At 48.9% G+C, this 17,810-nt stretch carries 20 protein-coding genes, 1 rRNA gene and 1 riboswitch; of the genes, 18 read left to right on the top strand and 3 right to left on the bottom strand.

Translation table 11 applies throughout. The features are described from left to right. Together rrf and ACFORK_RS28355 are read left to right on the top strand one after the other, a co-directional pair. Positions 1 to 93: ribosomal RNA gene (rrf, locus tag ACFORK_RS28360) — 5S ribosomal RNA — on the top strand; the annotation flags it as partial. Between the two features lie 234 nt (positions 94 to 327). Beyond that, the gene (locus ACFORK_RS28355) at positions 328 to 741 is read left to right on the top strand and encodes a hypothetical protein (RefSeq protein WP_379205430.1); all 414 of its coding nucleotides are present in this window, start codon (positions 328 to 330) and stop codon (positions 739 to 741) included. An 87-nt stretch (positions 742 to 828) separates the two neighbouring features. Here the strand turns inward: ACFORK_RS28355 and ACFORK_RS28350 are convergent, their stop codons facing one another. Continuing rightward, a complete protein-coding gene (locus ACFORK_RS28350) occupies positions 829 to 1,353 on the bottom strand; it encodes a hypothetical protein (RefSeq protein ID WP_379205429.1) in 525 nt (174 codons plus the stop codon). 207 nt (positions 1,354 to 1,560) lie between these two features. On the opposite strand from ACFORK_RS28350, the gene ACFORK_RS28345 reads away from it, so the two are divergent. The 10 genes from ACFORK_RS28345 (at position 1,561) to rsmI (ending at position 9,332) form a co-directional block, all read left to right on the top strand. After that, positions 1,561 to 1,746, top strand: coding sequence for a sigma factor G inhibitor Gin (locus ACFORK_RS28345; protein WP_066368015.1), 186 nt, complete (start codon positions 1,561 to 1,563; stop codon positions 1,744 to 1,746). A 211-nt stretch (positions 1,747 to 1,957) separates the two neighbouring features. Beyond that, positions 1,958 to 3,649, top strand: a complete 1,692-nt coding sequence (locus ACFORK_RS28340; RefSeq protein WP_379205428.1) for an aminotransferase class I/II-fold pyridoxal phosphate-dependent enzyme — start codon at positions 1,958 to 1,960, stop codon at positions 3,647 to 3,649. Next, positions 3,650 to 4,291, top strand: coding sequence for a dTMP kinase (gene tmk, locus ACFORK_RS28335; protein WP_379205427.1), 642 nt, complete (start codon positions 3,650 to 3,652; stop codon positions 4,289 to 4,291). Positions 4,292 to 4,367: 76 nt separating this feature from the next. Next, positions 4,368 to 4,697, top strand: coding sequence for a cyclic-di-AMP receptor (locus tag ACFORK_RS28330; protein ID WP_066368004.1), 330 nt, complete (start codon positions 4,368 to 4,370; stop codon positions 4,695 to 4,697). 95 nt (positions 4,698 to 4,792) lie between these two features. Beyond that, positions 4,793 to 5,236: a YaaR family protein gene (locus ACFORK_RS28325; protein WP_379205426.1), complete on the top strand. Its 444-nt coding sequence runs from the start codon at positions 4,793 to 4,795 to the stop codon at positions 5,234 to 5,236. Between the two features lie 20 nt (positions 5,237 to 5,256). After that, positions 5,257 to 6,231, top strand: coding sequence for a DNA polymerase III subunit delta' (holB, locus tag ACFORK_RS28320; RefSeq protein ID WP_379205425.1), 975 nt, complete (start codon positions 5,257 to 5,259; stop codon positions 6,229 to 6,231). Between the two features lie 138 nt (positions 6,232 to 6,369). Beyond that, a complete protein-coding gene (locus ACFORK_RS28315; protein WP_379205424.1) occupies positions 6,370 to 7,170 on the top strand; it encodes a PSP1 domain-containing protein in 801 nt (266 codons plus the stop codon). Positions 7,171 to 7,199: 29 nt separating this feature from the next. After that, on the top strand, positions 7,200 to 7,565 hold the full coding sequence (gene yabA, locus ACFORK_RS28310; RefSeq protein ID WP_379205423.1) for a DNA replication initiation control protein YabA: 366 nt from the start codon (positions 7,200 to 7,202) through the stop codon (positions 7,563 to 7,565). Positions 7,566 to 7,659: 94 nt separating this feature from the next. Beyond that, entirely contained in the window at positions 7,660 to 8,430 is a 771-nt protein-coding gene (locus ACFORK_RS28305) for a tRNA1(Val) (adenine(37)-N6)-methyltransferase (RefSeq protein ID WP_379205422.1), read from the top strand. Beyond that, positions 8,427 to 9,332, top strand: coding sequence for a 16S rRNA (cytidine(1402)-2'-O)-methyltransferase (gene rsmI, locus ACFORK_RS28300; RefSeq protein WP_379205421.1), 906 nt, complete (start codon positions 8,427 to 8,429; stop codon positions 9,330 to 9,332). Before ACFORK_RS28305 ends, rsmI begins: the two co-directional genes overlap by 4 nt. Positions 9,333 to 9,953: 621 nt before the next feature. Here rsmI and ACFORK_RS28295 read toward each other — a convergent pair. Next, the gene (locus tag ACFORK_RS28295) at positions 9,954 to 10,274 is read right to left on the bottom strand and encodes a hypothetical protein (protein ID WP_379205420.1); all 321 of its coding nucleotides are present in this window, start codon (positions 10,272 to 10,274) and stop codon (positions 9,954 to 9,956) included. 321 nt (positions 10,275 to 10,595) lie between these two features. Further along, positions 10,596 to 10,850, bottom strand: coding sequence for an AbrB/MazE/SpoVT family DNA-binding domain-containing protein (locus ACFORK_RS28290; RefSeq protein ID WP_042123095.1), 255 nt, complete (start codon positions 10,848 to 10,850; stop codon positions 10,596 to 10,598). 306 nt (positions 10,851 to 11,156) lie between these two features. Between ACFORK_RS28290 and ACFORK_RS28285 the strand changes: the two genes are divergently transcribed. The 6 genes from ACFORK_RS28285 to yabG all read left to right on the top strand — a co-directional run bounded on the left by ACFORK_RS28285 (position 11,157) and on the right by yabG (position 17,776). Beyond that, positions 11,157 to 12,440: an HD domain-containing protein gene (locus ACFORK_RS28285; protein ID WP_379205419.1), complete on the top strand. Its 1,284-nt coding sequence runs from the start codon at positions 11,157 to 11,159 to the stop codon at positions 12,438 to 12,440. Between the two features lie 54 nt (positions 12,441 to 12,494). After that, on the top strand, positions 12,495 to 13,265 hold the full coding sequence (locus tag ACFORK_RS28280) for a TatD family hydrolase (protein ID WP_379205418.1): 771 nt from the start codon (positions 12,495 to 12,497) through the stop codon (positions 13,263 to 13,265). 199 nt (positions 13,266 to 13,464) lie between these two features. After that, positions 13,465 to 13,693, top strand: a riboswitch (cyclic di-AMP (ydaO/yuaA leader). 284 nt (positions 13,694 to 13,977) lie between these two features. Continuing rightward, positions 13,978 to 15,159: a resuscitation-promoting factor gene (locus tag ACFORK_RS28275; RefSeq protein WP_379205417.1), complete on the top strand. Its 1,182-nt coding sequence runs from the start codon at positions 13,978 to 13,980 to the stop codon at positions 15,157 to 15,159. A gap of 173 nt (positions 15,160 to 15,332) precedes the next feature. Beyond that, positions 15,333 to 15,884 (top strand): ribonuclease M5, encoded by a 552-nt coding sequence (gene rnmV / locus ACFORK_RS28270; protein WP_379205416.1) that lies wholly within the window; start codon positions 15,333 to 15,335, stop codon positions 15,882 to 15,884. After that, complete coding sequence (rsmA, locus tag ACFORK_RS28265; RefSeq protein ID WP_379205415.1) at positions 15,881 to 16,765, top strand: 16S rRNA (adenine(1518)-N(6)/adenine(1519)-N(6))-dimethyltransferase RsmA; 885 nt, start codon at positions 15,881 to 15,883, stop codon at positions 16,763 to 16,765. Before rnmV ends, rsmA begins: the two co-directional genes overlap by 4 nt. Positions 16,766 to 16,876: 111 nt before the next feature. After that, entirely contained in the window at positions 16,877 to 17,776 is a 900-nt protein-coding gene (yabG, locus tag ACFORK_RS28260) for a sporulation peptidase YabG (RefSeq protein ID WP_379205414.1), read from the top strand. The last annotated feature ends 34 nt before the right edge of the window (positions 17,777 to 17,810 follow it).

Below are 17,810 nucleotides of genomic sequence, written 5' to 3'. Positions count from 1 at the left end.
CCACGCGTACCCATCCCGAACACGACCGTTAAGCCCTCCAGCGCCGATGGTACTTGGACCGAAGGGTCCTGGGAGAGTAGGACGCCGCCAAGCACATAAAACCATTGTTGAACCTTCAGCAATGGTTTTTTTGTTTTATATAAAAGATCAAATAGTGCTAAATTGTCTCCAATAGGATGACATTTTTGTTACCGACACTGTGGATGATACAAGTATAATAGAAAAGTGCCACTAGTAAGATTTGATACGAATGAACTACTTATAAATTCATGAACCGAATTTTCTTGTGTCTTTAGATGCATGGTAGAGGTAAGGAGGATTTAAGGTATGAAGCCAACCAAACCTTTCTGGATGCTGATTGTTTTTTGTATAATTGGTATAATGCTGGTGGGTTGCGGAACGAAGCAGCCTTCCTGGGATATATTTGAGGGTGCATTGAATGAAAAGAGTTTCCCAGTTCCTAAGGAAGCTAATTCTCCTGATCGGACAACTACGAATGTAGCAATGGACTACGTACGTTATTCTTTGCCTGGATTGAAGGAGAAGGATAGTATACCAGAACCTTATTTGAACACCATTAAAGAATGGGGCTGGGTAGAGCAGGACGAGGAAGAGAAGACGGGCTCGCGAGTTTTTCAGAAGGATGGACTAACGGTGCATTTATCTGTTCATGATGATTATTTCATCGTGATGGTGCCGAAGGAAAAGAAAACTTCTGTTAAAAGTCTGGGAGGAAAATAGATAAAGGCCATCCTACAAGGGATGGCCTTTATTTGTTATGGATTAATTTTGCCGGAGTCTATCTAGAAGGAGTATTGTACTAACTGATCATTGCGAGTAATAGGAAGCATCGGCTGGGTTGAATTTGAGCATGCCTTCCTTGCTTTCCCGTCGCAGCCGGAGCAAGGTATATACTCGCGGGATTAACAGCCAAAGATGGAATACCACCAGTGAGGCCGTAAAGGCAGGCGGAGACCAGACAATAAAGAGTGCTGCAATGCAAAGACCGATCCAAAAATTGTGCAGCTGTACTTTGCGGAACAAACGATAGCTGATGTACTGGTCCGGCATGTAGCCGAGCCACGGGAGCTTAAAAGAGATGCCCCATCTTTTGGCGATAGGATGGCCCATAATTACTAGCACTGATCTTGAAATCACATATTGTATCCAAAAGACGACAGGCGCGGCGATAATCATAAAGAATATACTCCACCAGGAAAGGAATACCGTTTCCAGTACCAGACACACCATGGGGATTGTAATATAAATACTTAGGAGTGGTTGGGTTATGTTAATTTTCCGGATTAGTTTATATTGATAGAATGTAGCTGCACTTTTCGTGTTGGGTTCCATATAAAAGGGCGGACCTCCTCATAAGTTCTCAATGTTTTTAATATCGGTTGATGAGGGCTTTTTCTTAACCGAACTGTGAAGAACCCTAGGGGCAGGACCTGAATATAGATAAAATACAATCATATAGATATGAAAATACTATGAAAAGGTTTAAAATGATAGAAGGTGTATCATACTGTTCTTAAAAGAGTCAAGGTGGGATGCTTAATGGATCAGCAACCGGAACAAGCTTGTATCATTTGTGGACAGATGAAAGAGGAAGGTATCGTGATTGTCTCACATTTTATTTGTGAGGATTGTGAGGCTGAAATGGTGCGGACTGAGGCGGAGGATGCTAAATATCGTTTTTTTATCGGTCAGATGAAGAAAATCCAACTTCAAAAAAACGCTTGATCCCGCAATTGCAAGCGTAGTTCAGAAATAGAATTAAGGTTGGGCGGTGGATCGGTGTTACGTTGGTTGCAAGATAACTTTTCTATACGGCTTCACCGTTCTTTTAACGGGGGAGCCGTTTTGTTGTGTTTTTATAAGGAAAAACTGCGGCATAGGCGTTTGCGCGTATTTACGATACAATAGAGGTTAACCCTACCGGAAGGAATGGATAATGAATAAGGACAAGCGCAGTAGTGCGCCTATATATGAGATGTTAGAGCAGTACAAAGCTCAGGGTAATACTTCTTATCATGTTCCTGGGCATAAAAATGGCAAAGCGTATGAAGACGCACCTAGGGGGGCTGGATTTCTAGGTGAGATTATGAAGTATGATGTAACTGAAATTACAGGAACCGATGATCTCCACCACCCTGAGGGTGTGATTAAGGAAGCGCAGGAACTTGCGGCGGATTGCTTTGGGGCAGAGGAAAGCTTTTTTCTGGTGGGAGGAAGTACAGCCGGTAATTTGGCGTTAATCCTGACGGTATGTCCTGAACCCGGCATAATTTTGATTGTCCAGCGCAATGTACACAAATCGGTTATTCACGGGTTAATGCTCGCTGGGGTTCGGGCGGTGTTCCTGGAGCCTGAGATTGACCCGCTAAGCGGACTTGCGGTGGCTCCAGCGGCGGAGACGGTGCAGGCTGCCCTTGCAGCGTACCCTGAAGCCGCCGCTGTATTAGTAACCATGCCGAACTATTACGGCATGGGCAGCGATCTTACGCCCCTAGCGCAGGCTTGCCACAATAGCGGAGTCCCGCTATTAGTGGATGAAGCGCATGGCGCGCATTATGGGCAGCACCCGGCTTTACCTGCCGGGGCGCTGATGTGTGGTGCGGACGGTGTCGTACAGTCCACGCACAAGATGCTATCCGCGCTCACCATGGGCGCTATGCTGCACGTTCAGGGACCGCGGATTGACCGGGCCCTGCTGCGGCAGCGGCTTGCCATGGTGCAGAGCTCGAGCCCATCGTACCCATTGATGGGCTCGCTGGACCTGGCCCGGCGGCTGCTGCACAGCCGGGGCCCCGAAGCCTTTACGGCGGGGCTCGCGGCCGTGGACGTTCTCCAGCGCGGCCTCGCAGAGCTGCCGCGCTTCAGGCTGCTGCAGCCGGCTGCGCCGCTGCAGCACACCGGCGGTGGTGGTGTGGCCACCGCCGGAAGTGACACGCCGCCGCTGCGCGGGGCGGCGTACACCACCCAGGACCCCTTCAAGGCCGTCCTCTATGACGGCGCCGGGGTCCTGGGCGGCTTCGAGCTGCAGCGGCGGCTCGAAGCTAAGGGCTGTGTGCCGGAGATGAGCGACGACCGGCACGTAGTGCTGTTGTTCAGCCTCGGGTCCTCGGCTGAGGACGCGCAGCGGCTTTTGCACGCGCTGCGGGAGATTGATGAAGAGGAACGTGCGTCCAGAGGAGCGCGGCGGGTGGCGACCGATGATCCGTATGAGAGTATGAACGGTCAAGCGGTCGTTACTTCTGCCGAAACTTCCTATCTAGTGCAGGAACACCATGGGATCAGTAAAAAAGACGAGCAGATGGAATCTGTCGCGAACGCCGATGTTTCCACGTGGAACAATTTTAACAGGGAATTATTCTCGGCACCTGTACCTTTCTCGCTCAAACCAGTGTCATCTGGAGATATGAAGCCGATGAGGCTTGCAGATAGCGTTGGGGAAATAGCAGCGGAAATGGTTATTCCTTATCCACCAGGTATCCCGCTGCTTTATCCGGGAGAAAAGATCACAATGTCTGTATGTCAAAGATTGATGGGCTTGGCTAGAGGCGGAGCGAAATTTCAGGCGTGTGCGGATTCCGCATTGCAGCATATAATGGTATACAACACGAAGAAAGGCGGAGAGGATTAAGTGGGACGACAAGGTTTCTTTATCACACTGGAGGGGGGGGAAGGGGCCGGAAAGACGACCGTAATAGGGAGATTAGCAGCCTATTTGCAGAACCGTTCTATTCCTTATCTGATTACCCGAGAACCTGGCGGAATTGAGATCGCTGAGAAGATCCGTTCCATTATTCTCGATCCGGCGCATACCGCAATGGATTCACGTACGGAAGCGTTGCTGTATGCGGCAGCCCGAAGCCAGCATCTGGCGGAGGTCGTCGAGCCCGCTTTAAAGGAAGGGCTTACGGTGCTGTGTGACCGCTTTGTAGATAGTAGTCTGGTGTACCAAGGATATGCCCGGGGTCTTGGTATGGAAGCAGTTTGGGATATCAATCGTTTTGCCATCGGGGGCCGCATGCCGGATCTAACCTTCTATCTCGATATTGAACCCGAGGTAGGTCTTGCACGGATCGCTGCCAATCAGGATCGGGAAGTGAACAGACTGGATCTGGAGAGTCTGGCTTTTCACAAGAAGGTGCGCGAGGGCTACCAACTTGTGGTGAATAACAATCCGGACCGGATTGTGGTGCTCGATGCCGGACGTCCACTCCATATGGTGGAGCAAGATATTGTGCGAACACTGGAAGAGAGACTATTAAAGGGTTTTTGATGAGTTTTGTCAAATATATAAGGATAGCTGATCTAATCCAGACAGCTCCATATTTCTTTAAGGAGGGAATGCGAAGATGAAGTTGATCGTAGCGATTATCCAGGATAAGGACAGTAACCGGTTGTCCAGTGAATTGGTCAAAGCTAATTTTCGTGCAACCAAGCTTGCCAGTACAGGAGGATTTCTGCGGGCGGGCAATACTACCTTCATGATTGGGGTGGAGGACGTTCAGGTTGAGTCCGTGCTGAGTGTTATCCGCAATAGTTGCAAGGTACGTGAGCAGCTTGTCACTCCGGTAACACCGATGAGTGGTACGACAGATTCATATTTGCCGCTTCCTGTAGAGGTTCAAGTCGGTGGTGCAACCGTATTTGTACTTCCTGTTGACCGTTTTGAACATTACTAAAGCTATCCTACAGAATACATTATTCTTGCAATATCAGGAAGAGCGCCCCAGGCTATTGCCCTTCTGATATTATTAATAAAGGCGGTAGATGAACCTTGAAGATCAACCCGGGCTACAGACCTCTGAAGAGCGAGCTTTCCAACACGGAGGGGTTGAACAAACCTGTTCAGCAAAAAACGTTCTCCGATGTGTTCCAGCAGCAGGGAGAACAGAAAACGAAGGATGAGCTAAATCGTCAAATTCGCGAAATTCAGCTTCAAGGCGACCGTTTGTCGAAATCCATGACGGTTCGGGAACTTTCTATCTACCGGACGTTGATCAAACGGTTTCTGGAGGAAACGGCACGGCGTGGCGTAACTCTGAAAGATACAAAGGGCTGGGATCGACGGGGCCGCAGCAAACGCTACAAATTGCTGGAAGAAATTGATGCTACGCTGCTCACGATGGCAGATGATCTGCTAAACAGCGAGCAAGGGCGCATAGATCTGTTAGGTAAGGTGGGAGAAGTCCGAGGTCTATTGTTAAACCTTGCTTTTTAAGAGTGATTTGGGAGGGATTTATGTCTTTTCATGATATATTGGGTCAGGAGGATGCCAAAAGGCTGCTTCAGAACGCACTGCGTAACGATACCGTGAGCCATGCTTATCTGTTCAGCGGGCCATCCGGCAGCGGACAGATGAGTACGGCTCTAACATTCGCGCAGGCCATATTTTGTACAGTGTCAGAAGATGATGCTTGTGGGGAATGCCTGGAGTGCCGGAAGGTAGAGCATGGGAATCACCCTGATCTGACGATCCTGCGACCTGATGGGGCCAGTATCAAGATTGATCAAATTCGTGAGCTACAGCGAATGTTCTCCTATCGGTCCGAAGGCGTTAATCCGAAAATCTACATTATAGATGAAGCCGACAAAATGACGGTGCAAGCCGGAAACAGCCTGCTGAAATTTCTTGAAGAGCCTTCAGCACCGGCCGTGGGGATTCTGATCTCGGACAACAGCCGGGCGCTGCTACCGACGATACAATCACGAACACAGCGCATTCCATTCAGTCCTGTTCATCCGGATCTAATGCTGCAGTCGCTCGCTTCTGATGGAGTTCCACTTCCCTTGGCCCGCTGCGCCGTCTCTTTGACCTCGGGGCTTGAGGGTTGCAGGGAACTTTTGGCACAGAATTGGTTTGCAGAAATGAGAAATCTAGTGTTACAATTAGCAAAGGAGTCTTTGGGCAAAGGCAGCTCCGCACTTGCAACTGCGGGGGTGAAGCTGTTCAAGACCGGGCTCGGTGAACATTTGGATACTCTATTCAGCATGTTCCATCTATGGTTCAAAGATATGCTCTACTTCCTGTACCGAAAGCACGAAAGTATCGTTTTCATAGATCAGTTAGACTTTATTTCCAGACATGCCCGTCAGCGGACTACGGAACAGTGGGTAGGTTACATGGAGTTTGCTGCAGAGAGTAAAAGAAAGCTACGCTCCAATGCCAATGCCCAGCTTTGTCTGGAGCAGTTCTTAATCCGTCTGGAAAGCTAAAGGATAATTATGAATATCCTCCATATGTCGCTTCAGCCTGGAAGTATTGGTGTAACCGATGAGGAAGGACAAGCATGCATTACCAGGGAGCGGACTTGCCCTTAGGTTCCTTTTACCGGCAAACAAGGGGGTTAATTTTTGTACAGCGTAGTAGGTGTCCGCTTCAAAAAAGCGGGTAAAATATATTACTTCGATCCGCTGGATTTTCCGATAGAACGGGATCAATGCGTGATTGTTGAGACGGCTCGTGGGGTTGAGTATGGCAAGGTCGTCATTGGCAAAAAAGAGGTGCAGGAGTCTGACGTTGTACTACCTCTGAAGAAAGTCATGCGTATTGCCGGTGAAACCGACGCACGCGTGGTAGAGGAGAATAAAGGTGCGGCAAAGGATGCCTTTACCACCTGTTTAAATAAAATTCGTGATCATGGCCTTAAAATGAAGCTAGTGGATGTCGAATTCACGTTTGACCGCAACAAGATCATCTTCTACTTCACGGCTGAGGGACGTGTCGATTTCCGTGAATTGGTCAAGGATCTGGCTAGTATCTTCCGTACCCGGATCGAGCTTCGGCAGATTGGTGTACGCGATGAGGCCAAAATGCTGGGTGGACTGGGTCCCTGCGGGCGGGTTCTCTGCTGTTCATCCTGGCTAGGCGATTTCGAGCCGGTATCCATTAAGATGGCCAAGGATCAAAACCTTTCGCTCAATCCGACCAAAATTTCCGGATTATGCGGACGGCTCATGTGTTGCTTGAAGTTTGAGCATGATAATTATGAAAGCGTGAAGGAAGAAATGCCGGCAGTTGGTAAATTGGTCATTACCTCTTTAGGGGAAGGCAAGGTTGTAGGCATTAATGCTGGAAACCGCACGATTCATGTACAGCTGTTTGAAGTGGGCAAAGTGAAGGAACTTCCAATGGATGATGTTGTCGTCAAGTAAACCATAAAGGTTACTTTCGGGGTGGAAACTTGGAGAAGAAAAATATATTTGCACACATGCAGGATATGGAAGCGCAGATGGAAACGATGCGCTTAAGTATTGGCGATTGGAAACAGACGGTAAAAGAACTGATGGAAACCAATCAAAGGCTCAGTCTCGAAAATGAACAACTTAGAAAAATATTAAAGAGGGAAGCACCCCTTGATCCTAACGTGGATTCGGCGGAAGCGGAAGCGCTTCTGGCCGCAAGCGAAGGAACGGAGGAGGTTGTCGGGGAAGGTTATGATAACCTGGCTCGTCTATACCATGAGGGCTTTCACATCTGCAATGTTTACTTTGGGCATTTGCGTACAGAGGGTGATTGTCTGTTCTGTCTTTCTTTTCTTAATAAATGATATCCAGCCGTAGGAGATTTACGCCTACGGTTTTTTTGTAATATAGAAGAGACATACGTTATTTTAATTTTTTTATGGTAAGGAGAGCTACAAGATGAATTCGTTCAAAAATGCAGCCATTCCTCTGCTTCCATCGGAGCGGGTGGATGATTTATTGACCCATGATCTGCATATTATACAAAGCGACGAGGTATTCAGCTTCTCGATGGATGCTGTGCTGTTGGCCCGATTCGCAGGTATTCCGCCACGTGGTAGAGTGCTTGACCTCTGTACGGGCAATGGCGTTATTCCTATGCTGCTGACTACACGTACCAATGCTTCTATAGAAGGAATTGAAATTCAGCCCCGTCTTGCTGACATGGCTCGCCGGAGTGTAGCGATGAATGGTCTGGAGGATCGGATTGTCATCCATGAAGGCGATTTGCGTGAGCTGCATACAGTGGCTGGATACGGCGTATATGACGCGATCACCGTTAATCCACCATACATGCCGTTGAACGGGAGCGATCTCAAAATGAATACACACCAGGCGATGGCCCGTCATGAACTGGGCTGTACACTAGAGGAAGTCATTCAGGCTTGTGTCCGGCTTGTCCGTACGGGTGGCAAGGTTAGTATGGTACACAAACCGCAGCGTCTGGCCGATATTATCAGCTTGATGCGCCAGTACCGATTGGAGCCGAAAAGTATCCGTTTTGTACACCCGCGAGCACATCTTGAGGCTAACATGGTATTAATCGAAGCAGCGCGTGACGGCAAGCCCGAGGTGCGTTTGCAGCCGCCGCTGATCGTTTACGATGAGAACAATCAATATTGTCCGGAGATTATGGACATCTATTTTGGAGCCGGAGAGGGTAGATCATGACAATATCTTGCCAAAGCAGTTTTCAAAAAAATAACGATGGAGGACGTCCAGAGGGGAGCGGTTCTCTTTATCTTGTGGCTACACCGATCGGTAACCTGGAGGATATGACTTATCGTGCTGTGCGCACCCTCCAGGAGTGCGACATTATCGCCGCTGAGGATACACGAAATACGCGAAAGCTGCTGAGCCATTTTGAGATTACCCCATCCATGCTGTTCAGCTATCACGAGCATAATAAGGCGGCGAGTGGGCCGGAGCTGATCCGCTATATAATAGAAGGTAAAAATTTGGCGCTTGTCAGTGATGCCGGTCTGCCGGCTATTTCTGACCCGGGTTCTGACCTTGTTGCGCTTGCTATTAGCCATGGTATCCCGGTCATTCCAGTGCCGGGCGCGAACGCTGCGTTATCCGCATTGATCGCTTCCGGTTTGCCGACGACAACCTTCACTTTCGCCGGATTCCTTCCTCGGGAACGTAAAGACATTCGTGCTGTCTTAACTCCTCTGCGTTCTGCTCAGGGAACATTATTGTTCTATGAGTCCCCGCATCGGGTACTTAAGACCTTGGAGCATTTGCAGGAGGCGTTCGGTAACCGTCGTGTTGTTCTGGCTCGCGAGCTGACTAAGCGTTATGAGGAGTTCCTGCGCGGAACGATTGAAGAGTGCGGCGCTTGGCTAGCCGAGCATCCTCCCCTTGGGGAATATGTCATCGTCGTTGAGGGCGAGAGTAAAGAAGAGGCAGCTGCTGCCGATTCCGCTTGGTGGCGTGAGCTAAGCATTGAAGAACACGTAGCCCACTACGAGGCCAACGACATCCCCCGCAAAGAAGCTATGAAAAAAGCCGCTTCCGACCGCGGCGTCGCCAAACGAGATATTTATAACGCGCTGCTGGAGCGGGAATAGAAGGTAATCGTTATATAGAACGCATTTAAAACCCAACGTATTTAAAACACAACGTAACTCCAACGTCCAATAATGTCCTTCGCTGTATCCTTAGGCACAAAAGAACTCTTTGCCCTAAGGAATTCACAGATTCAGGTAACACGTATCCTGAAAGATGGCTATATCATCGCGGGAAAAGAGGATTTCTAACAGAATGAGTTCCCTTTATTTAGAATAATTAAGTTGTAATTTAGAAACTAAAAGTATATTTTCCTGTTATATAAAATTTTCTTTAAGTTCAAACGTGGGATCAGTCGAATATTCCAGTAGGTGTGGGCGTGGGGGGAATGCCGCCCCCTATTTAATCGAGGTTAAAGCGCCTCTATTTGCTGAACGTAAGAATGATCGCTTACGAATAGTTACCCAAGCTATCCAGGACACACGAGACATTCAAGGCTCACCAAGTTGTATCCTTTGCACAAGGGTTTCACCCATCCAAGATGTTAGGTTTTTAAGTTCGCACTAAATAATTCATTTATATGGATTAAAATGTATTAATTGGACAAGGTTGATGATGTTTAATAATGTTGAGGCAATATTGAGAAAACACTTAGCGTTTATTTTGGAAAGTAAGGACCACCGCTAACGCCAGCGATTCCCGCAGGGAGAGCCGCCGCAGTCCGCACGCCGTAGCTCACCGGCCCGCCCTAAAAGGACGACTACCGTCGATGCTAGCGATTCCCGTAGGGAGAGCGATCGATCCCCGTTGTTTGTAGCACGCCCGGATCTAAAAGTAGCTCCGCGTGCCGAAGTAAGGCAATTCCCGGAGGGAGAGCCGCCGCAGTCCGCACGCCGTAGCTCACCGGCCCGCCCTAAAAGGACGACTACCGTCGACGCTAGCGATTCCCGAAGGGAGAGCGATCCATTCCCGTAGATTGTAGCAGTCTCGGTGTTAGACGTCACACTGACACAGACGTAAGGCGATTCCCGCAGGGAGAGCCGCCGCAATCCGCACGATGCAGCTCAACCGCCCGCGCCGCATGACGAGGCCAGAAGGGCCGGGCCTACCACTACCACCTGCTTCCGTCCGCGATTGTCGAACGTTCCGCGGGTGTACCCTTCCAGGTGTCCAGAGGGCTGGCAGCCCTTTGGGGCCCTCCCTGCAGGGAGGGTTTGGGAGGGTGCCCCCACAAAAAAAGTACCCCCCGCATACACGGAGGGCCAAGGAGATATAAAAAGGTTAGAATTAACAATTTGATTTATTCTTATTATATACTATTTGTTTTAGTTTGTCACAGGGGTAGGGATAGTAGAAATGCATTCATGACAAACAATTTTTCCTTTGAAATAAGTTACGTTCTCGGCATTGCCACAGAAGATGCAGGCAGGCTCATATTTTTTAAGCATGATCCGCTCACCGTCCACGTAAATTTCGAGCGCATCCTTTTCACCAATGCCGAGCGTACGGCGTAATTCAATTGGAATAACAACCCGTCCCAGTTCGTCTACTTTTCTTACAATTCCTGTTGATTTCATCATAGCCATCGTTGCCCCTTTCAAATATCAAAAGCGTCATTATTCGACATTGTTCACTGTTTTATGATATCCATAATACCAACGATTCCCAAAACAGTCAACCTTTTTTCTAGCGAATTTTAGGGTAATTTTAAGAAAATGTATAGTGTTGTTAGGTTTCAAGCAAAACTACCCAAAAATTACAAGGATAAATATTGTCGATTAAACAACTCAATATGTGTCATAATTCGACAAAGTGCGACATTATTAACCATTATATACCGTCAAGCTCGAAATGACTAATTAAAATTAGATGAAGGAGTTGATCTCATGAAGCAGCCGCTCACAGAAGAGAAGGTTTTCAAGGATCCGGTTCACAATTACATTCACGTGCAGGATTTAATCATCTGGCGTTTGATTAATACTAAGGAGTTCCAGCGCTTGCGCCGGATTCGCCAGCTAGGTACCTCTTATCTGACCTTTCATGGTGCAGAACACAGCCGATTCTCGCATTCTCTTGGTGTCTATGAAATTACACGTCGGATTATTTCCCAGTTCGAACGAAGCGGATATAAAGGGTGGATTCCGGAGGAACGAATGCTCACGCTGTGTGCGGCTCTGCTGCATGATTTGGGGCATGGGCCGTTCTCTCATTCTATAGAAGAAGCTTTTGAGATGAATCATGAAGACTGGACGTGCCGGATCATTCTAGAGAACACAGAAATTACCGATATTCTGCGAGATGTAGAGGAAGACTTTCCTCAGAAAGTCGCCTCAGTTATTGCTAAAACCTATGAACATGAAATTGTTGTGAATTTGGTGTCCAGCCCGCTAGATGCAGATCGGATGGATTATCTGCTGCGCGATGCTTATTACACTGGTGTGAACTATGGCACGATTGACATTGATCGGATTCTAAGGGTGCTTCGTCCCTATAATGGAAGAGTTGTAGTTAAGGAATCAGGAATGCATGCGATAGAGGATTATTTGATGTCGCGGTATCAAATGTACTGGCAGATATACTTTCATCCAGTAACACGCAGCTCCGAAATTATTTTACGGCAGATTTTCCGCCGGGCTAAAGATCTGTATTTAAAGGGGTATGAGTTTAAATTCATGATCAATCCGCTGGGTGACCTGCTTCAGGGAGAAGTGACAGTAGAACAATATTTACTGCTTGATGAGGCGCTGGTCCAAACGGCCTTCATGCAATGGACGCAGGAAGAGGATGGACTGCTGAGCGACTTGTGCAGCCGGTTTATTCATCGTAAACTGTATAAATATGTGGAGATGGAGAGTCTCGATACGGAGACGATTGACGAAATCCGCCGTAGCTTTGCCGAAGCGGGGCTAAACCCCGAATACGATCTGGAAATTGATTTTCCGACAGATCTTCCATATGACGTTTTCCGTCCGGGAGACAGTTTTGACAGCAACCAAATATTACTGCTTGATCGGCAGGATCGGCTGCGAGAGATCTCGGAGGTTTCTGATATTGTACGTTCCATCAGCGGTATTCACCGTGGAAGATATCACCTGTATTTTCCTCAAGACAGGCTGAATAAGGCGCTTTCAAAACTGCCTGATTCCATTGCTGAAATATTCGCCAAATAATGACTGAATAGTTATCGATAGATATAGAAATCAAGACCGGGAGGACAACAGTACATGTACTTATTCGACACACATACCCATCTGGATGCTCCGCAATTCGACGAGGACCGCGAACAGATGATTGCCCGTGCGGTGGAGGCCGGTGTAAGCAAAATGATCAATATCGGATTCAATCGGGAGACGATTCCAACCACAATGCAGCTCGCGGAAGCGTATGATTATATTTATGCAGCAGTGGGATGGCATCCTGTGGATGCCATCGACATGAAAGAGGGAGACCTGGATTGGATCGCCTCGCTGTGCAGTCACAAGAAGGTAGTCGCCATTGGTGAAATCGGCCTTGATTATTACTGGGATACCTCTCCTAAGGACGTGCAACACGAGGTCTTCCGCAAGCAGATTGGACTGGCCCGTGAGCTGAAAATGCCTATCTGTATTCATAATCGGGATGCCCATGAGGATGTAGTGCGAATTCTCCGCGAGGAGAAGGCTAACGAGGTTGGCGGTGTAATGCATTCCTTCTCGGGTAGCTGGGAAACAGCGAAAATGTGCCTGGATTTGGGGTTCCATTTATCCTTCGGAGGACCGATAACGTTCAAGAATGCAAGGGTTCCCAAAGAGGTGCTGGCGCAGACGCCGCTGGACCGTTTATTGATCGAGACGGACTCCCCATATCTGACACCACACCCCTTCCGTGGGAAGCGAAATGAGAGTGCTCATGTCAAGTTGGTGGCAGAAGCTGCAGCAGAAATTAAAGGGATTACTTGGGAGGAATTGGCTGAAATTACGTATGCGAACGCGCTGGAACGATTTGGCATTGAGTGAAATCGGGAGAAAACACGGTGAAAAATAGAGGATAGCCGATGTATTAAACTTTTTTAACAAAAAAACCACCGAATATTACAATATTTTAACCTTATATTTGCGTAAACGTGGTTGAATCGTCCTTTACAACATGCATCAAAACAGGATATCATCTTTTCAGTGCAGTGAGCTGTTGTTATAGTGACAGTTCACGCTATCATGGATCGTCTCGCTGAGTCTTCTGTATGGAGAACGGGGGAACCAATATTGTTTGCCGCATGCAGAGTACATCAAGTACAGCTCAGATTGCCGCAGACACTAGTTGATTTCTTTACGTGGTCTTTGGGGTGAATTTAAGGGCAACCGCCGTGAGCGGGTGACCCAAGATAGGGCGTCTCTCTTTCGTCCGAACCCGACAGCTAACCCCGTAGGCGAAAGTAAGAGAGGAAACCTCGTGCATAAGCCGCGTATTCTGACATCGGAGAAGCCACGAAAGAGTCCTCATAGAACTCTTTTTAGGCTTCTTTTATTTTGAATAATGCGAATGTACCCTGCATACTGTTATATAACAGATGTGGGGGGAGCACTATGCCGGGCAGGCGATCCATGAGCAGGAGACGCAAAGGTATTGCAAATAGCGTGTCCTGTGACAATCTCGAATAGTTTCGTCCGAATGATTACAGACATCTTGGTATACAGCTGACGACGGGGCTATGTAAGGAGGATGGAGAGAGTGGGCGTATTCCAACCAGAAGTATCCCATGATTCGCAATCATCCAGCAGGTCTTACGCTTTACGGTGGGAACAAGTGAATTTTCGCGTACTTTCACTTGCCGGCGTGTTATCGATTTTGATCACGCTGATCATTCTGCTGTACGTACACGGTCAAAGCAGCAAGCAGATCACTTTAGTAATAGACGGGAAAATTCAGTCTCTGGAAACGCGTGAAGCGATTCTCAGTGATGCACTAGCAAAAGAGCAAATTTCGCTGCAGCCGCATGATCAACTATCTATAGGCCTTAGTGATGAAATAAAAGACGGCGACCGTGTCGTGATTAACCGTGCACAGCCATTCAGCCTTACTGCGGATGGTGCAAAAAAGATTTTTTATACGACCGAGAAAACAATCGGTCAGGCCATCAAGAAGCTGGGTATTGCCCTCGAAGGCCATGATAAGATTTTCCCTTCGCTAGATACCACCATCTCTGCCAATATGGATATCAAGATTGTTCGCATCAACAAACAAACTGTACAGCGGACAACGAACTTGCCATATCGAGTTATTAAGACGGCAGACCCCTCCCTTACCAAGGGAACAGTCAGAGTGGCACAGGCGGGCGCACCAGGCGTCATGATCCAGCACATCGAAAAGATCTATCAAGATGGTGAACTGGCTTCCATGCGTATGGTTGGGAAGGAAGTACAGACGGTGACCAAAGACAAGATTATCGCCGTTGGCACAAAGCCTCTCCCAAAACCTGTTACAGTGGCCCAAACAACAACAACTTCCAAAACAGCTAATTCCAAAGCTGCCAATGCTTCTATTTCAACTAAAACCAGTGCCAAGAGCACCAACACCGTCACTAAATCAGGTGTCAATTTTGAATACAAGAAATTAATTAAGAACATGTCGATGACCGCTTACTCTTCGGAAGAACCCGGTATTGGAACCCGTACCGCCTCCGGCACACGCGTAACGGAAGGACGTACGATTGCAGTGGACCCTAGTGTAATTCCGATCGGTTGGTGGGTGTATATCGAAGGCCTGGGCTTCCGCCGTGCAGAAGATACTGGTGGCGCTATCAAAGGCAATAAGGTGGACGTCTACTACGATTCACTGAGCCATGCCCGTAATTTCGGACGTAAGTCGCGTACAGTGTATGTGATTGGACCTGTAAAACCGGAGCTTAACTAAGTTTGAGCTTTTGCAAAATTGCATTGAATCAGCTATAGTGAGGGTAGCAGTTAAGAATAACTTGTGCTCATGAAATGATCGCAGAGCTACCGCTCATCACTTATACATTCTTTAGCCAAAAAGAAGGGGAGCGAATCCTCTTCTTTTTGTGTTTACGAGAAGGAGTAAACATTATGATTAAGGAAGTGATCGTTGTCGAAGGCAAGAGCGACACGATAGCCATCAAGCGGGCGGTACAGGCTGATACCATCGAGACTGGCGGCTCCGCAGTGGACAAGAAGGTGATTGCCAAAATAGCGCTCGCCATGGAACGGAGGGGCGTCATTATCCTAACCGATCCGGACCACGCGGGAGAGCGTATCCGCAAGATCGTCTCAAGCAAGGTGCCGGGCTGCAAGCATGCCTTCATTCCCGAGAAAGATGCGACCCGTAAAGGCGATATTGGCGTGGAAAATGCTACACCGGAGGCAATCCGCCACGCCCTGGCGCATGTACATACGTCCTTTGAGGGCGCACCAGCCCTGATCGGGCTGGATGACCTGATGGCGGCAGGGATGCTTGTGCATCCCCGGGCCGCAGAGCGGCGGATGGCTCTTGGCAATCTGCTCGGTATTGGGTACTGCAATGGTAAGCAGCTCTTCAAGCGGCTTGCAATGTTTGGCATTACGCGGGAGGAGTTTGCCGGAGCCCTCGCCCAAATTGAACAGGGAGGCATATCTTCATGACTGGCAAAGAGAGCGTTTCAACCCCTAAACGGACAAAGGAAATCATTCAGCGGTACGGGTTCTCATTCAAAAAGAGTCTGGGCCAGAACTTTCTGATTGATCAGAATATTCTCGATAAAATTGTAAATGCCGCTGAATTGGATGACACCGCTGGTGCATTGGAGATCGGTCCTGGAATCGGCGCGTTGACAGAGCGCCTGGCACAAACCGCCGGTGCTGTAACAGCGGTGGAAATCGATAGACGGTTAATCCCGATTCTGAAGGATGTACTGTCTCCGTACCCTAATGTGAAGGTTCGCAATGATGATGTGCTAAAGGTGGATCTGCAGCAGCTGTTCAAGGAGGACTTCGCCTCCGTAGATCGAGTGAGCGTAGTTGCTAACTTGCCTTACTATGTTACGACCCCGATCCTTATGAAGCTGCTGGAAGAGAAGCTGCCGCTCGATAACATCGTTGTCATGATCCAGAAGGAGGTTGCCGAACGGATGGCAGCTTCCCCAGGCGGCAAAGAGTATGGCAGTCTTAGTATTGCCGTGCAGTATTACAGTGAGCCAGAACTGGTCTGCATTGTGCCGCACACCGTATTCATTCCGCAGCCGAATGTTGAGTCGGCAGTAATCCGGCTGAAGGTACGGGAGCGTCCGCCGGTAGAGGTTGCCGATGAGAAGCACTTCTTCGACGTGGTACAGGCCTCCTTTACCCAGCGGCGCAAGACGATCGCCAATAACCTCAAGACCCGTTTCTTCCCAGGAGAGGGGCGTGAGCGTCTAGAGGCGCTGCTGAGCGAAGCGGGAATCGAGCCGACCAGACGCGGAGAGACACTGAGCCTGGAGGAATATGCCCGGCTCAGCGGAGTTCTCTTAGCCGCAGGCGTCGTTTGAGCTAAATAGAAACGGTTGCCATCCTTAATTGGGGGCAGATATTTAAAAACACGCCGGAATATGAACCAACCGCGGCCTTTGCCCATACGATGGGGTAAAGGTGGTGTTTTGATGAATTCAGGAGACTTGGTCGTTCGCAAATCTTATGGCGGTGACGTGACTTTTCGAGTAGAGCGCATCGTACAGACCGGAGCCGTTATCAAGGGGACAGAATTCCGTCTGCTGGCGGATTCCCCACTGGACGACTTGGTACAGGTGCCTCCTACCCGGATCACAGAGCTGGGACAGCGAGCGCAGATAAAGGCAAAAGAATCGTTGACGCAGCTGCACAAGGACCGTCAGGACCAAACACAGCACAGTGGAAACGGTACGGGCGGGCTGTGGAATCAATCCTCTACAGAATCGGCTTATTTTGAAGTGCCAGGCAAAGTGCTGCATTTGGACGGGGATGCATCCTATTTGAATAAAAGCCTTAGCTTGTATGAGCAATTGCGGATTCCTGCCGAGGGCCATCATGTACATGAGTCCTCCATGGCCGATACACTCTACCGGCTACTGCCCCGTGTCCGTCCCGATATTGTGGTGATTACCGGGCATGATGGGGTGCTTAAGCAGCAGCATACTTATGATCTCTATAACCTGAACAGCTACAAAAATTCACAGAATTTCGTGGCCGCAGTTCGGGTGGCCCGGGAGTATGAACGGAATTTCGACTCGCTCACTATCATTGCGGGCGCTTGCCAATCACATTTTGAGGCGCTGCTGGGTGCAGGAGCCAACTTCGCTAGCTCGCCGGGACGGATTCTGATTCACGCGCTGGACCCTGTCTATGTGGCAGCCAAAGCGTCATTCACCTCCGTCCGGGACACGGTTAACCTGAACGACGTGCTGAGCAACACCATTAGCGGCTATCAGGGTGTGGGCGGCATTGAGACACGCGGCAGCTTCCGCGTCGGGATGCCACGCTTGCAGAACCTCTCTGCACTGAAGGTCACCCCTTCGGTGGTTTAACACGTGTCACACGCCTCAGAGGAAGAGAGAGCCG

Source organism: Paenibacillus sp. GCM10012306 (genome assembly GCF_042649265.1).
GTDB lineage: Bacteria > Bacillota > Bacilli > Paenibacillales > Paenibacillaceae > Paenibacillus_AQ.
This window is presented reverse-complemented; position numbering and strand designations above follow the sequence as displayed.

What these genes read in the sequence shown, in the direction of transcription:
- ACFORK_RS28305 (WP_379205422.1), top strand. Translation starts at nt 7,660, where the DNA reads ATGAATTCGTTCAAAAATGCAGCCATTCCTCTGCTTCCATCGGAGCGG.
- yabG (WP_379205414.1), top strand. Translation starts at nt 16,877, where the DNA reads ATGAATTCAGGAGACTTGGTCGTTCGCAAATCTTATGGCGGTGACGTG.
- rsmA (WP_379205415.1), top strand. Translation starts at nt 15,881, where the DNA reads ATGACTGGCAAAGAGAGCGTTTCAACCCCTAAACGGACAAAGGAAATC.
- ACFORK_RS28330 (WP_066368004.1), top strand. Translation starts at nt 4,368, where the DNA reads ATGAAGTTGATCGTAGCGATTATCCAGGATAAGGACAGTAACCGGTTG.
- ACFORK_RS28355 (WP_379205430.1), top strand. Translation starts at nt 328, where the DNA reads ATGAAGCCAACCAAACCTTTCTGGATGCTGATTGTTTTTTGTATAATT.
- rnmV (WP_379205416.1), top strand. Translation starts at nt 15,333, where the DNA reads ATGATTAAGGAAGTGATCGTTGTCGAAGGCAAGAGCGACACGATAGCC.
- ACFORK_RS28350 (WP_379205429.1), bottom strand. Translation starts at nt 1,353, where the DNA reads ATGGAACCCAACACGAAAAGTGCAGCTACATTCTATCAATATAAACTA.
- holB (WP_379205425.1), top strand. Translation starts at nt 5,257, where the DNA reads ATGTCTTTTCATGATATATTGGGTCAGGAGGATGCCAAAAGGCTGCTT.
- ACFORK_RS28340 (WP_379205428.1), top strand. Translation starts at nt 1,958, where the DNA reads ATGAATAAGGACAAGCGCAGTAGTGCGCCTATATATGAGATGTTAGAG.
- ACFORK_RS28290 (WP_042123095.1), bottom strand. Translation starts at nt 10,850, where the DNA reads ATGATGAAATCAACAGGAATTGTAAGAAAAGTAGACGAACTGGGACGG.
- ACFORK_RS28285 (WP_379205419.1), top strand. Translation starts at nt 11,157, where the DNA reads ATGAAGCAGCCGCTCACAGAAGAGAAGGTTTTCAAGGATCCGGTTCAC.
- ACFORK_RS28345 (WP_066368015.1), top strand. Translation starts at nt 1,561, where the DNA reads ATGGATCAGCAACCGGAACAAGCTTGTATCATTTGTGGACAGATGAAA.
- rsmI (WP_379205421.1), top strand. Translation starts at nt 8,427, where the DNA reads ATGACAATATCTTGCCAAAGCAGTTTTCAAAAAAATAACGATGGAGGA.
- ACFORK_RS28280 (WP_379205418.1), top strand. Translation starts at nt 12,495, where the DNA reads ATGTACTTATTCGACACACATACCCATCTGGATGCTCCGCAATTCGAC.